Here is a 13,502-nt window from a genome sequence, read left to right as displayed (position 1 = left end):
GGAATGAACATTCTTCCCGGCAATTTGCGTTTCGGAGCGGGGCAGCCCGTCAAGCGTTTGGAAGACCAGCGGCTGCTCACCGGGAAGGGTCAGTTCATCGACGACAAGCCGGAGGAAGGCGCGCTGTGGTTGCATGTGCTGCGCTCGCCGCATGCCCACGCGAAGATCGTCGCGATCGACACCAGCGCCGCCGCATCGATGCCGGGCGTCGCCGCGGTCTACACCGGCGCGGATCTCGTCAAGGACGATATCGGCACCATTCCGACCCTAAGCATCTTCAAGCGCCCCGACGGCAAGCCGATGACGGTGCCGCCGCGCCGCCTGCTCGCGCATGAGATCGTCCGCTACGCCGGCGAAGCGATTGCGGCGGTGATTGCTTCCTCCCGCGCGGAAGCACAGAGCGCGGCCGAAGCGATCGTGATCGAATACGACGTGCAGCCCGCGGTGGTCGATCCCGTCGAGGCCGTAAAACCCGGCGCGCCCGTGGTGTGGCCGGAGGCGCCCGACAACATCGTCGGCGCGATGAGCTATGGCGATGCCGCCAAGGCGGACGAGGCGTTTGCCAAGGCTGCGCATACGGTCGAGCTCGACATCGTCAGCCAGCGTCTGGTGCCCTCCGCGATGGAGCCGCGCTCGACCATTGCCGAGATCGACAAGAAGACCGGCCGTCTTCTCCTGCACGTGCAGTCGCAGACCCCGGCCTCCACCCGCGACGTGCTGGCCGAAGCCGTGCTCAAGCGCCCCAAGGACAGCGTCCGCGTGCTGGTCGGCGACATCGGCGGCGGCTTTGGCCAGAAGACCAACCTCTATCCCGAGGATGGCATCGTCGCCTATGCCGCGACCAAGCTGAACAGGAAGATCCGCTGGCGCGGCGACCGCACCGACGAATTCGTCGGCGGCACCCATGGCCGCGATCTCACCTCGACGGCCTCCTTCGCGCTCGACGAGAAGGGCAAGGTGCTGGCCTATCGCGTCAAGTCGATCGGCTGCACCGGCGCTTACTCCTCGGGCGCGGCGAACATCATCCCGCTGGTGCTCGGGCCGTTCGTCCAGACCGGCGTCTACGATTTGCCGCTGGTGCATTTCGAGGTGCAGTCGGTGATGACCCACACCGCGCCGGTCGGCGCCTATCGCGGCGCGGGCCGGCCCGAAGCGGTGTTCATCGTCGAGCGCCTGTTCGACGCCGCCGCGCGAAAGATCGGCATGGATCCGCGTGCGATCCGGAAAGCGAACTACATCAAGCCGGCGCAGCTGCCCTACACCAACGCCGCCGGTCAGGTTTACGATTCCGGCGCCTTCGCCCACATGCTCGATCGCGCCGTCAAGTTGGCCGACTGGGACGGCTTTGCCGCGCGCAAGAAGGCGGCGAAGAAGAAGGGCCTGCTCTACGGACGCGGGCTCACGTCCTACATCGAGTGGACCGGCGGCCGCGCGCACACCGAGAAGGTCAGCCTGCACGCGACGTCGCAGGGCCGCGTCGTGCTGCATTCCGGTACCATGGCGATGGGGCAGGGGCTGCAGACCACCTACACCCAGATGATCTCCGACACGCTCGGCATTGCCATGGACAAGATCGACGTCGTCCAGGGTGACACTGATCTTGCGATGGGCTTCGGCAGCGTCGGCTCGCGCTCGCTGTTCGTCGGCGGCACGGCCGTGGCAGTTTCCTCCAACGACCTGATTCAGAAGGCGCGCGAGAAGGCGGCCAACGCGCTCGAGACCTCGGTCGAGGATATCGAATATCAGGGCGGCATGCTCACCGTCGTCGGCACCGATCGCCGCATCAGCCTGTTCGATCTCGCCGAGAAGGAAGGCGGCACCAAGCTCAGCGTCGATTCCGAAGGTGAGGTCGACGGTCCGAGCTGGCCGAACGGCACGCATATCTGCGAGGTCGAGATCGATCCCGAAACCGGGGTCTCCAAGGTCGTGCGCTATACCACCGTCGACGACGTCGGCGTCGCCGTGAACCCGATGCTGGTCACCGGCCAGATCCATGGCGGCGTCGCACAGGGTATCGGTCAGGCGCTGTATGAGGGCGTCTCCTATGATGCCGATGGCCAGCTTCTCACCGCGAGCTACCAGGATTACTGCATCCCGCGGGCCGACGACGTTCCGCCGATCGTGGTGACGCTGGACGATTCCGCGCCCTGCCGCACCAATCCGCTTGGCGCCAAGGGCTGCGGCGAATCCGGCGCCATCGGCGGCCCGCCCTGCGTCACCAACGGCGTGATGGACGCACTCGCCGAGCTCGGCATCACCCAGCTCAACACGCCCCTGACGCCGCAGAAGATCTGGAAGGCGATCAAGGACGCGAAGGTGGGCGCCTAACATTCCGCTGTCGTCCCGGGGCGCGCAAGGCGCGAACCCGGGACCCATAACCACAGGGCGCGGTTTGGCGCGAAGCGGGCAACTCCGAGTCCCCGCAGTCATTTCCGCCTGTGGTTATGGGTCCCCGCCCCCGTGCGCAATTGCGCACTAGGCGGGGACGACACCGCGAGTGTTGAGCCCGCGTGCGCCAAATGCGCAGTGCGTAGCCCGGATGGAGCGAAGCGAAATCCGGGGCCGCTCGTCATTATTGTCCTGGATTGCGCTACGCTCCATCCGGGCTACGAACATCAAATTCCCAGCATCATCTTCGCAATGATGTCGCGCTGGATTTCCGAGGTGCCGCCGAAGATCGTGTAGGCGCGGCCGTTGAGATATTCCGGCACCACCGTCAGCATCTCCTCAGGCGTCGCCGGCGCGTGGTTGAGCTTGTAGAGCGGGCGCATAGGCTCGACCGCGAGCGCGTCGTGACCGATCACGTCGACCCCCAGCCGGGTCACGGCCTGCCGGATCTCGCTGTTGCGCAGCTTGAGGATCGACGACACCGCGCCGGGATTCTGTCCGGTCTGCAGCGCCGAGAGCACGCGCAGCTCGGTCATCTCCAACGCGTCGATGTCGATTTCGACCTCGGAGATGCGCACGGCGATATCCGGACTGTCGATCGCGCGGCCGGTCAGCTCCGACTCGGCCAGCTCCGCGATCGCCTTCAGTCCCTCGCGCAGCTTCGCCGAGGCAATGCCGGAGCCGCGCTCGAACTCGAGCAGATATTTGCCGTAGGTCCAGCCTTTGCCTTCGTCGCCGACGCGATTGGCCACGGGCACACGCACATCGTCGAAGAACACCTGGTTGACCTCGTGGTCGCCGCCGATGGTCAGGATCGGGCGCGTCGTGATGCCCGGCGTTGTCATGTCGATGAGAATAAAACTGATGCCGTCCTGCTGCCGCGGTCCGTCGCTGGTGCGCACCAGCGCGAACATGCGGTTGGCGTGATGCGCGTGGGTGGTCCAGATCTTCGTGCCGTTGATGATGTAGTCGTCGCCGTCGCGCACCGCGCGCGTTTTCAGCGACGAGAGATCGGAGCCGGAGCCCGGTTCGGAATAGCCCTGGCACCAATAATCCTCGCCGGAGAGGATGCGCGGCAGATAAAAGTTCTTCTGCTCGGGCGAACCGAAGCCGATGATGACGGGCCCGACCATCTTCACGCCCATCACGTTGACATTGGGCACGCCGGCTCGTGCCGATTCAGTCTCGAAAATCCAGCGCTGCGCCGGCGTCCAGTCCGGACCGCCATATTCGACCGGCCAGCCCGGTGCGCCCCAGCCCTGCCGATGCAGCGCGCGTTGCCACGCCATGCCGATATCAGGGTCGGAGAACACCGACGGCGTCAGCGCGGTTGCGCGCTTCATCTCCTCGGTGAGATTCTTGGCGATGAAGCCGCGCACCTCGTCCTGGAAGGCGCGCTCCTCAGTGTTGAACGAGAGGTCCATGATGCGCTCCTTGTGTCAGGCCGTGCGGCTAAGCCGGGCGTGGCGGCTAAAATGATGCGCGCTGCCGCCGAACAGCGTGTCGAAGGCGACCAGCCGCTTGAAATAGGCGCCGACCTCGAGCTCCTCGGTGACGCCCATGCCGCCATGAAGCTGGATCGACTGCTCGCCGACGAAGCGCGCGCATTTGCCGATCTTCGCTTTCGCACCGGAGGCGGCGCGTGCGCGCTCGACTGGCGGGCTATCTGCCTTGAGCGCGGCGCGCAGCGCCATCGAGCGCGCCTCGTCGACCTGCATAGCCATGTCGGCGAGGCGGTGGCGGATCACCTGGTTGGCGGAGAGCGGCCGGCCGAACTGCTTTCTGATCTTGGCGTATTCCAGCGTTGTGTCGAGCAGCGTCTGCATGATGCCGACGGCTTCCGCGCCAAGCGCGGCCATGGCGCGATCGACGGCCCATTCGATCGCGGGCAGGGCGTCGCTGCCGTCACCCAGGAGAGCGTCCTCCGGTAGCTCGACGCCTGATAGTTCGATGTTGCAGGCCCGTCCGCCGCCGAGACGCTCATAGTCGCTGATGGCGAGGCTCGGCGTCTTCGCCGGAACCAGGAACAGGCCGATCCGCCCCGAAGGTCCCTGATGGTCGCGGACATGCGCGGAGACGATGATCTCGTCGGCGGCGTGGCCGTCGAGCACCGCGATCTTGCTGCCGGCAAGGCGCCAGCCTTGCGCCGTCTTGTGGGCGACGGTCGTGACTTTTGCGAGATCGAACCGCGCCGCGCGCTCGGAATGGGCGAAGGCGAGTTTCAGTGATCCGTCCGCGATCTTGGGCAGGCTCGCCTGCTTCTGCGCCGTGCTGCCGCATCTGTCGAGCAGCGCGGCCCCGAGCACGACCGTTGCGACATAGGGCTCGGACACCAGGCCGCGGCCGAAGGCCTCCATGAGAATGCCGGTGTCGACTGTGCCGCCGCCGAGCCCGCCATAGTCTTCGGAGATCGGCAGCGCCAGCCAGCCAAGCTCGGCGAACTGCTTCCAGACCGCCGGGCTGAAGCCGAGCGGGTCGTTCGCCATCTTGCGGCGGTGATCGGCATCGTAGCTCTCGGCCACGAAGCGCTCGGCGCTCTCGCGCAGCAGCCGTTGCTCGTCCGTGAGATTGAGATCCATCGCGTCTACTCCGCGGCCGCCGGCGGCTTGCGCACGGAGGGATGCAGTCCGGATGGATCGACCACCATGCCGAACTCCTGAAGGTTATGGGCGTGACAGAGCTGATGCAGCGCAAAGGCCTGGTCGATCGCGGCGGGCTGCCCCATCACGTCGACCGAGCGATTCACCGCCTCCTTGGTCAGCTTCAGCGCGAAGGACGGCTTTGATGCGATCCGGCGCGCCAGCTCCAGCACGGACGCTGAAAGCTCCGCGCGCGGCACGACCCGGTTGACCATGCCGAGCTGATGCGCCTCCTGCGCACTCCATGCGTCGGCGGTGAACAGGAATTCCTTGGCCTTGCGCGGGCCGAGTTCCCAGGGATGCACGAACCATTCGACCCCGCAGACGCCCATGGTCACCACGGGATCGCAGAACTGCGCGTCGTCGCTGGCGACGATGAGGTCGCAGGCCCAGGCCAGCATCAGCCCGCCGGCGATGCACTTGCCGTGCACCTCGGCAATGGTCGGCTTGGCCAGGTTGCGCCAGCGCCGCGTGATCTGGAGGTAAATCTCCTGCTCGCGCGCGAAGCGGCCATGCGCGCCCGGTTCGGCGAAGCCACCCCAATTTCCGATCGGCGGAAAATCGACGCCTGCGGCGTTCTTGCCGCCAGGGCGCAGATCGTGGCCTGATGAGAAATGCGGCCCGTTGCCGGCGAGGATGATCACCTTGACCGCGTCGTCCTGTACCGCCTCGTCGAAGGCGGCGTTGAGGTCGTAGGTCATCTGCAGGTTCTGCGCGTTGCGCGCCTCGGGCCGGTTCATGACGATCCGGGCGATCGCCGGCTCCGGCCGCTCCACGAGGATGGTCTCGAACGAGCTCATCGCGTTTCCCTTGGCGTTTCCGTTCTTGTTTTGCTCAAGTTGACTATGTCGGCCAGGGATAGGCAAGGGGCTTGCGTCAGTCGGTTGCTTTTCGCGCCGCCGGCACAAGATGTCTGGCACCGCGCGCGTTCAATCTGATAGTTTACGCCAGATTTCACCGGGAGGAATTTGATGCGCAAGATCCTGACCGTGCTGGCGGCTCTGGCCTCGCTGAGCCTGACCAATTGCGGCTACAACGCCATCCAGAGCGAGGACGAGCAGATCAAGGGCAACTGGTCCGAGGTCGTGAACCAGTATCAGCGCCGAGCCGATCTCGTGCCCAATCTCGTCAACTCGGTGAAGGGTTTTGCGCAGCAGGAGAAGGACGTGCTGCTCGGCGTCACTAATGCGCGCGCCAAGGTCGGCAGCATCCAGGCGACACCCGAGGTGCTGAACGACCCCGCGGCCTTCCAGAAATTCCAGGCCGCCCAGGGCGAGCTCTCCAGCGCGCTGTCACGCCTCCTTGTCGTCACCGAGAACTATCCGCAGCTCAAGTCGGACGCGCTGTTCAAGGATTTGATGTCGCAGCTCGAAGGCACCGAGAACCGCATCACCGTCGCGCGCAATCGCTACATCAAGGCGGTGCAGGACTATAACGTCACCATTCGCTCCTTCCCGAGCAACCTCACCGCGATGATGTTCGGCTACAAGGAGAAGCCGAATTTCGCGGTCGAGAACGAAAAGGAGATCTCGACCGCGCCGAAGGTCGATTTCAACCCGGCGCCGGCGCCGTCGAAATAAGCGCGCTCAGCCCCGATGCGCACCACATCCTCCGTTGTCATTCCCCGCGAAAGCGGGGAATCCAGTACGCCGCAGCTTCTCCGTGATCCGCCGGCGTCTCTGGAATACTGGATCGCCCGGTCAAGCCGGGCGATGACAGCGAGGTTGTGGCGCGCTTGTTCCGCTGTTTCATTGTGCGTTGCCCTCTTGCTCGCGCTTGCACTTACCTTTGCCTTCTCCGCCTTGGCCGATGTCGCCGTGCCGCAACTCACCGGTCGCGTGGTCGATCAGACCGGCACGCTGTCGAGCAGCGACATCGCCACGCTGTCGCAAAAGCTGCGTGACTTCGAGACTCGAAAAGGCAGCCAGGTCGCCGTCCTGATCGTGCCGACGACCCAGCCGGAGACGATCGAGCAGTTTTCGATCCGCGTCGCAGACGCCTGGAAGATCGGCCGCAAGAAGGTGGACGACGGCGCGATCCTCGTCGTTGCCAAGAACGACCGGCATTTGCGCATCGAGGTCGGCTACGGCCTCGAGGGCGCGCTCACCGACGTCACATCGCGGCGGATCATCGACGAGATCATCACACCGAAATTCAGGACGGGCGATTTCGCCGGCGGCATTACTGATGGCGTCGATCGCATGATGCGGGTGATCGACGGCGAGCCGCTGCCAGTACCTTCGCCGACTGTGAATTTCGGCAATCTGGACGATATTGCGCCGCTGTTCATTGTGACGCTGTTCGCCTCGATCGGGGTCGGTGGCTTCTTCCGGGCCATGCTGGGGCGGCTGCTTGGCTCATTGGCGACCGGCGGCATCATCGCGGCGCTGACCTGGCTCATTCTCGGATCCTTCGCAATCGCGCTCGCGCTCGGAGCGCTGGGCTTCGTCATCGGCTTCATCGCCGATCTGTTTGCGGCGATGGCGCCAAGCTCGGGGTCGTCGCGCGGCGGCTCGTGGTCGAGCGGCTCCTCGGGAGGTGGCTGGAGCAGCGGATCGTCGTCCAGCGACAGCGGCGGTTTCAGCGGCGGCGGTGGCAGTTTTGGCGGCGGCGGCGCCTCGGGGAGCTGGTAGCGGTCATGAGCATGAAGCGCATTGCCAGACATCTCGTGCAGCATCATTGGCGCGCGAAACAGATCTTTCCACCAGCCGTGCTCGCCCGCATCGAGCAGGCGATCAAGCAGGGTGAGAGCACGCATTCCGGCCAGGTCCGCTTCGTCGTTGAAGGCGCGCTCGACGGCAGGCCACTGTTCCGCAACCAGCCGGCCCGCGAGCGCGCGCTCGATGTGTTCTCTCACTTGCGCATCTGGGATACCGCGCACAACAACGGCGTCCTGATCTATCTCCTGCTCGCCGATCGTGACGTCGAGATCGTTGCCGATCGCGGCATTCACGCGAAGGTCGGTGACGAGGGCTGGGAGAACATCTGCCGCGCGATGGAGGCCGAGTTCGCCTCCGGCCAGTTCGAGCGCGGCGTGATCGGCGGCATCGCGGCGGTGTCGCGCGAGCTGTCGCGACATTTCCCGCCGCAGGGCCCGCATGCGAACGAGCTGCCGGATACGCCGGTGGTGATGTGAACGGAGGCCGATGATCCACATTCCGTCATTGCGAGCGTAGCGAAGCAATCCAGAGCCTTTCCGCAGTGCCTCTAGATTGCTTCGCCGCGCTCGCAATGACGGTGTGGAGGCAGCCATTCCGCGGCCGTTCATCTTCCCCCGCTTACAATTTGTTTCACGCCCGCCACACCGGTTCCACGTTCCCGGCCAAATTCGGCCCCGGATGACTTCCTAAAATTTCGGTAAGCGGGTCCCGAAGTAAGGATTTCGCAAGCAATGAAAGTTACCAAAAGGTCAATCCAGAGTGGAGTATTCGAACTGTGAGCGAACCAATGGCTGAGCAGGCTGCCCAGGATACGAGCGTCGTGGAAGCTGCGACCGCGCCGCAGGCCGTCGAGGCTGCCGGCATCGAGGCCCCCTCGATCGCCCCCGACCATGAGTCGCCGCCCAAGCCTGATCCAGTCAAGGCAGAGGCCCCGAAGGTCGAGCCGCCCCGGATCGAAGTGCCGAAGTTCGAGACCAAGCCTGAGCCAAAGCCCGGCAAGCTCATCGTCATGGCACCGTCGGAGCGCTCCTGGGAGCGCGAAGAGTTTGCTCCGCATGTGAAGGCGGACGAGCCGCGCGAGACCGGCGGCAAGCGCCGCCTGTCGGCGATGGCCGCGGTGGTGGCGATTGCGGCCAGCGTCGGCGCCATCAGCGGCGCGCTCGCGACCGCGGGCATGATGCACTTCGCAGCCCCGGCCCCCGCGCCGGCGCAGGTCGCCGACACCAGCGCGCTGGAATCCTCGGTTGCCCGGATCGATGCCGATGTCGTCGCACTGAAGGCGAATGTCGAGCACACCTCCAAGACTGGCCTCAGCCAGTTCAACCGGGCCAATGACCGCCTCGACAAGCTCGAGAAGGCCCAGGCCGAGCCGATGGCCAAAATCGCAAAGCTGTCCGAGACCGTCGACAAGCTCCGCGCCACGCCGCCCGCGGCCCCCGCGCAGGCCGCAGCGGCTGCCTCGAAGGAAACCACCGGCTCGATCGCGCCGACCCAGGTTGCGACCGCCGCCGCCGCACCGGTTCCGGCCCCTGCCGCGCCCAAGACCGAGGTCGGCCGGTTGCCGACGATCGACGGCTGGGTTCTGCGGGACGTTGCCAATGGCGGCGCGCTGATCGAGGGCCGCGGCGGCCTCTACGAGGTCTATGCCGGTGACCCCATCCCCGGAATTGGCCGCGTCGATGCGATCCGCCGTCAGGACGGCCGCTGGGTCGTCGTCACCAGCAAGGGCCTGATCGTCGCGCGCTGAGCGCTGGACATTCTACTTTCGAAAAGGCGCTTCACCACCATGTGAGGCGCCTTTTGACTTGAATAGGCCGGCTCAGGCGGTGTTACTGAAGGCATGAGCCGCGCGTTGCGAATTCTCTTTGCTGCCGCCGTCTTGCTTGGCGGAACTGTTTCGCTTTTCGCGGCGGAGAACGCGCCGTTGACGCGCGGCACGGCGATCATCGATCCCGATCTGCTCCGCAAGCTCGACCAGAACGATTCGCTCACGATCTCGCGCCTGCTATGGCCGGAGCGGAACGCAAACTTTCCGCTGACGACCGATTTGCTGTTCTCGTCGCTGTCCCAGCTCAAGGAGATTCCGCCGGCGATCGACGCGGAGTTTGACCGCTACGTCATCAGGCAGAAGGCGGCGTACCCGACCGAGACCATCGGCGTCGGCGAAGGCTTTGACGTGCAGCTGTTCGATCGGGCCAATCTGAAATCCCGCGACACCCGCTTCGTGCTGGCGGGCATCGTCAATCGCATGGACCGCGCCTATGTCTCGGAGGAGTCGTGCGGCGAGATCAGGCTGATCTATCGGCTGGTGCGTTTCGAGAATAAGCCGGAAGGTGGCAAGACCGCAACGCGCCTGCCGATGACGTTCAATCTGGTGATGAAGGCACGCGATGCGCGCCAGACCGATGCGAGCGGTAAGCCGGTCACCTGCGCCGAGGTCGCACGGCGCTGGCTCGACAATGGCGACTGGCAGAGGCTGATCGGCGGCGGCATCTCCCCTTCCGACGCCATGCTCGATCGCATCGAGACCAATATCCAGATCTCGATCGCGCCGAAATCGGCACTGCACGATTTCCGCTCCGACTATCTGCTCAAGGTGTTCAAATATAACGCCGCGACGAAGACGTTCGAGGAATCGACGCTGGAGAACCAGATCGACCGCGACCGCATCCTCGCCGACGACGATCTTCGACGGGACTTCAAGGCCTGGCTGCTTGGGCCGGAAAATCTCCGCGAGTTCGATCGCGGCACGGTGCTGATCCCCGAGACATTCCTGGCCAAGGCCGCGGTGGTGCCGACGCCCGCGGGCCTCGATGCTTCGCCGTTGCAGCCGGAGTTCGGCATGGTGCAAGGGGAGGACAAGGACAACAACAAGGGCGAGCCGGTCTTCACCGACAACGACGTGGTCGGCGCGCTGAAGCAGGCGGCGGCGCGTGGCATCGACATGCAGAACATCCGCTCGGTCGCGGGCTTCCAGCGCCGCCTCAACGACGTCACCTGCGCCGGCTGCCACCAGACCCGCGGCATCGGCGGCTTCCATTTTCCGGGCGTCGATTGGCTGGCGGACAAGCCGTCGAATTCCACCATCGTGCCGGCCTCGCCGCACTTCTTCGGCGACCAGGTCCGCCGCCGCGACATCCTGACCGCGTTCGCCGCGGGCAAACGCCCTGATTTCTCACGCGGATTTGCCAGCCGGCCGCAGACCCGTGGCAGCGGGGAGCTGGCCGGCACCGAATATCAGGATGGCTGGGGCGCCCATTGTTCCCTGCAAAATGCGGGATCGGGAGCGCCGGATAAGAGTTTTACGTCATGGAGCTGTGCTAAAGGTCTCACTTGTCAGGCTGCCGCGGCATCGAGCCGCATCGGCATGTGCTTCATCAAGACGCGTTAGCGCGTGATCCGAAAAAGTGTGTAGCGGCTTTTCGAAAAGATCACGCGCCAGATAAAGCCCGCAACCGATTTGGATGACCCATGACTGAGACCAGCGACGCCGACAAGGAGCGCAATCGTGAGATCGCGCGCAACGAGGAAGCCAAGCAGGTCACCGGCAGCATCCGCGTCAGCACCTGGGCGGTCGCGGTGGTCGTCATCGTCGGCGGGATTTTGTTCACGCTCGGCTGGCTGGCGCTGAGGGGTTAGTACCAGCGCTCTCACTTCGCGTAATTCGTCATCCGTTTGCCGGGCAAGAGCTCATAGGCCGGTTTCCAGTGCGGCAGCGCGGCCATGCGACCGAGCCAGGCGTGGATGGCAGGATGGCTCGCCGCGAAATCGAAGCCGTGCTCGTCGCTCGGATAGTGCAGGTAGGCCATCATCGAGATATCGGCGACCGTCGGCTTCGCCCCGATCGCAAAGGCATTGTGCTGGAGATGTCCGTCGAGAATTCCGAAGAAGTCCTCGAGCCGCCGGCGAAAATGCTTGAGCACCTGCGGATCGTTTTTCTCAGTGAACGCCCGCATGAAGCGATAGGTCGCCATGTAGCCGGTGAGCTTGTGGTTGTCCCAGAACAGCCAGCGCAGCAGCTCGAACTTCTCGTCCTCGGTCTCGGCGCCAAAACGGCCGTACTGCTCGGCAAGCTTCAGCAGTAAGGGCGCGGTCTGCGTCATCTTCACGCCGTCGATCTCGAGCACGGGAATCTCGCCCATCGCGTTCACGGCCTTGCGCCATTCCGCCGTGCGCGTGACGCCGCCGCCGAAATCGGTCCACACCGGCTCGAACCTCTCGCCGCAAAGCGTCAGCATCAACGCCAGCTTGTAGCTGTTGCCGGATTCCGGGAAGTAGTGCAGGCGGTAGCTGGGCATGAGGGCCTCACGAGACGCGATGTTGCCGTGAGTTTATAGCGAGATCATCCCGCGCCGTCATTGCGAGCGCAGCGAATCAATCCAGCAATGTATCTGGAGACGCGAGCTATCTCCCCACCGTCGTCCCGGACAAGCGCAGCGCAGATCCGGACCCATAACCACAGGCCGTGGTTTGGCGATGACTCGTAGTTACCAGGGAGTGCGGCAACCGCTCCCTGTGGTTATGGGTCCCGGGCTCGCGCCTTGCGCGCCCCGGGACGACGGCGGAGTTTGTGGCGCCGCCTTAGCCTTAGCCCACCGCCCCCGAACCCCGCAGCTGCTTGATCGCCTTCTCGTCGTATCCCGCCCCGCGCAAAATCTCGTCACTGTGCTCGCCGACGGCCGGCGGCTTGCGCGGCTGGACCTTCTTGGCGCCGTCGATCCAGATCGGGCTGGAGATGGTGAGCATGGTGTCGTTCTCGAACGGCACCAGCACCTCGTTGTCGAGCATCTGCTTGTCGTTGGGGATGTCGTCGAGAATGCCGACGATGCCGAACACGAGGCCGTTGCCGTCGAGAATCTTGCGCCATTCGGCGAGATCCCTGGTGGCAAACGTCTCGTCAAAAATCTTGATCAGCTCGACCGAGCGGGCGTGGCGGTCAGCCTTGGTGGCAAAGCGCGGATCGGTGATCAGGTCTTCGCGTCCCAGGCATTTGGCGAGCGTCGGAAACTGCTTCTCCTCGCTGAGCAGCGACAGGATCAGCCAGCGGCCGTCCTTGCACTGGTAGTGGTTGGCGACTGCATTCAGCGCGCGCTCGCGCGGCCGCCGCTCGGCGAACTTGGCGCCGCAGAGCTTGGCCTGCGCCAGCGTGCCCGCAGCCCACACCCCGTTCGCCATCAGATTGGAGGCGACATGCGAGCCCTTGCCGGTCTTCTCGCGCTGATACAGCGCGGTGACGATGGCGCCATAGAACGCCATGGCGCAGGGATGGTCGCCCATGCCGGCGACCGAGCGAGCCGGCGTCGTGTGGGTGTCGGCGCGGACGAGGTCCATCAGGCCGGAGCGCGCCCAATAGGCGTTGCTGTCGAAGCCGGGCTTGTTGGCCTCTTCGCCCTTCTCGCCATAGCCGGTGAACGAGGCGTAGATCAGCCGGTCGTTGAGATGGGCGAGGTGGTCATAGGTGATGCCGAGCTTGGCGCGCACCGGCGGCGGCATGTTGGTGATGAAGACGTCGGCCTCTTCGACCAGCTTGTAGAGCACGGCCTGCGCCTCCGGCTTAGAGAGGTCGAGCGCGATGCTCTTCTTGTTGCGGGCCTCCAGCAGCCAGGCGAAATTGTGCTCGCTGGTCGGATAGCCCGGAATGTTGGGCAGATTGCGGTAGGGGTCGCCGGCGCCGGGCGGCTCGATCTTGATGACGTCGGCGCCGAAATCCGACAGCACGGTCGCGGCCGCGGGCGCTGCGATGAAGCTCGCGCAGTCCAGAACCTTGAGCCCTGCAAAAATGCCCTTTTCCATCGCGGCGTAGCTCCCTCGCTCT

The 13,502-nt window shown here is 64.9% G+C and carries 12 protein-coding genes; 7 read left to right on the top strand and 5 right to left on the bottom strand.

Annotation, left to right across the window (positions count from 1 at the left end; genetic code table 11):
• Nucleotides 1-3 precede the first annotated feature (3 nt).
• On the top strand, nt 4-2,328 hold the full coding sequence (locus ABIA90_RS31880) for a xanthine dehydrogenase family protein molybdopterin-binding subunit (RefSeq protein WP_354121200.1): 2,325 nt from the start codon (nt 4-6) through the stop codon (nt 2,326-2,328).
• Nucleotides 2,329-2,615: 287 nt separating this feature from the next.
• Here the strand turns inward: ABIA90_RS31880 and ABIA90_RS31875 are convergent, their stop codons facing one another.
• The 3 genes from ABIA90_RS31875 to ABIA90_RS31865 are packed head-to-tail and all read right to left on the bottom strand — an operon-like array spanning nt 2,616 to nt 5,827.
• On the bottom strand, nt 2,616-3,812 hold the full coding sequence (locus tag ABIA90_RS31875) for an acyl-CoA dehydrogenase family protein (protein WP_354121201.1): 1,197 nt from the start codon (nt 3,810-3,812) through the stop codon (nt 2,616-2,618).
• A 15-nt stretch (nt 3,813-3,827) separates the two neighbouring features.
• Nucleotides 3,828-4,967 (bottom strand): acyl-CoA dehydrogenase family protein, encoded by a 1,140-nt coding sequence (locus tag ABIA90_RS31870; protein WP_354121202.1) that lies wholly within the window; start codon nt 4,965-4,967, stop codon nt 3,828-3,830.
• A 5-nt stretch (nt 4,968-4,972) separates the two neighbouring features.
• Complete coding sequence (locus tag ABIA90_RS31865; RefSeq protein WP_354121203.1) at nt 4,973-5,827, bottom strand: enoyl-CoA hydratase; 855 nt, start codon at nt 5,825-5,827, stop codon at nt 4,973-4,975.
• A 171-nt stretch (nt 5,828-5,998) separates the two neighbouring features.
• On the opposite strand from ABIA90_RS31865, the gene ABIA90_RS31860 reads away from it, so the two are divergent.
• The 6 genes from ABIA90_RS31860 to ABIA90_RS31835 all read left to right on the top strand — a co-directional run bounded on the left by ABIA90_RS31860 (nt 5,999) and on the right by ABIA90_RS31835 (nt 11,326).
• Nucleotides 5,999-6,607: a LemA family protein gene (locus tag ABIA90_RS31860; protein ID WP_063985447.1), complete on the top strand. Its 609-nt coding sequence runs from the start codon at nt 5,999-6,001 to the stop codon at nt 6,605-6,607.
• A gap of 132 nt (nt 6,608-6,739) precedes the next feature.
• A complete protein-coding gene (locus ABIA90_RS31855; protein WP_354121204.1) occupies nt 6,740-7,660 on the top strand; it encodes a TPM domain-containing protein in 921 nt (306 codons plus the stop codon).
• A gap of 5 nt (nt 7,661-7,665) precedes the next feature.
• Complete coding sequence (locus tag ABIA90_RS31850; protein WP_354121205.1) at nt 7,666-8,163, top strand: TPM domain-containing protein; 498 nt, start codon at nt 7,666-7,668, stop codon at nt 8,161-8,163.
• A 311-nt stretch (nt 8,164-8,474) separates the two neighbouring features.
• Entirely contained in the window at nt 8,475-9,434 is a 960-nt protein-coding gene (locus ABIA90_RS31845) for a hypothetical protein (protein WP_354121206.1), read from the top strand.
• A gap of 93 nt (nt 9,435-9,527) precedes the next feature.
• A complete protein-coding gene (locus tag ABIA90_RS31840) occupies nt 9,528-11,078 on the top strand; it encodes a hypothetical protein (protein WP_354121207.1) in 1,551 nt (516 codons plus the stop codon).
• An 80-nt stretch (nt 11,079-11,158) separates the two neighbouring features.
• Nucleotides 11,159-11,326, top strand: a complete 168-nt coding sequence (locus ABIA90_RS31835; protein ID WP_014492272.1) for a hypothetical protein — start codon at nt 11,159-11,161, stop codon at nt 11,324-11,326.
• 11 nt (nt 11,327-11,337) lie between these two features.
• On the opposite strand, the gene ABIA90_RS31830 is transcribed toward ABIA90_RS31835, so the two are convergent.
• Together ABIA90_RS31830 and ABIA90_RS31825 are read right to left on the bottom strand one after the other, a co-directional pair.
• Entirely contained in the window at nt 11,338-11,985 is a 648-nt protein-coding gene (locus ABIA90_RS31830; RefSeq protein WP_354121208.1) for a glutathione S-transferase family protein, read from the bottom strand.
• Between the two features lie 289 nt (nt 11,986-12,274).
• Nucleotides 12,275-13,480, bottom strand: coding sequence for a CaiB/BaiF CoA transferase family protein (locus ABIA90_RS31825; protein ID WP_354121209.1), 1,206 nt, complete (start codon nt 13,478-13,480; stop codon nt 12,275-12,277).
• Nucleotides 13,481-13,502: the final 22 nt, after the last annotated feature.

Origin of the sequence: Bradyrhizobium sp. LA6.8, from assembly GCF_040547935.1 — a bacterium.
Classification (GTDB): Bacteria; Pseudomonadota; Alphaproteobacteria; order Rhizobiales; family Xanthobacteraceae; genus Bradyrhizobium; species Bradyrhizobium barranii.
Note: the sequence above shows the minus strand (reverse complement) of the source record. Positions and strands in the feature narration are given on the sequence as shown.

Coding starts and splice junctions, on each gene's coding strand:
- ABIA90_RS31880 (WP_354121200.1), top strand. CDS start 4: ATGAACATTCTTCCCGGCAATTTGCGTTTCGGAGCGGGGCAGCCCGTC.
- ABIA90_RS31875 (WP_354121201.1), bottom strand. CDS start 3,812: ATGGACCTCTCGTTCAACACTGAGGAGCGCGCCTTCCAGGACGAGGTG.
- ABIA90_RS31870 (WP_354121202.1), bottom strand. CDS start 4,967: ATGGATCTCAATCTCACGGACGAGCAACGGCTGCTGCGCGAGAGCGCC.
- ABIA90_RS31865 (WP_354121203.1), bottom strand. CDS start 5,827: ATGAGCTCGTTCGAGACCATCCTCGTGGAGCGGCCGGAGCCGGCGATC.
- ABIA90_RS31860 (WP_063985447.1), top strand. CDS start 5,999: ATGCGCAAGATCCTGACCGTGCTGGCGGCTCTGGCCTCGCTGAGCCTG.
- ABIA90_RS31855 (WP_354121204.1), top strand. CDS start 6,740: ATGACAGCGAGGTTGTGGCGCGCTTGTTCCGCTGTTTCATTGTGCGTT.
- ABIA90_RS31850 (WP_354121205.1), top strand. CDS start 7,666: ATGAGCATGAAGCGCATTGCCAGACATCTCGTGCAGCATCATTGGCGC.
- ABIA90_RS31845 (WP_354121206.1), top strand. CDS start 8,475: ATGGCTGAGCAGGCTGCCCAGGATACGAGCGTCGTGGAAGCTGCGACC.
- ABIA90_RS31840 (WP_354121207.1), top strand. CDS start 9,528: ATGAGCCGCGCGTTGCGAATTCTCTTTGCTGCCGCCGTCTTGCTTGGC.
- ABIA90_RS31835 (WP_014492272.1), top strand. CDS start 11,159: ATGACTGAGACCAGCGACGCCGACAAGGAGCGCAATCGTGAGATCGCG.
- ABIA90_RS31830 (WP_354121208.1), bottom strand. CDS start 11,985: ATGCCCAGCTACCGCCTGCACTACTTCCCGGAATCCGGCAACAGCTAC.
- ABIA90_RS31825 (WP_354121209.1), bottom strand. CDS start 13,480: ATGGAAAAGGGCATTTTTGCAGGGCTCAAGGTTCTGGACTGCGCGAGC.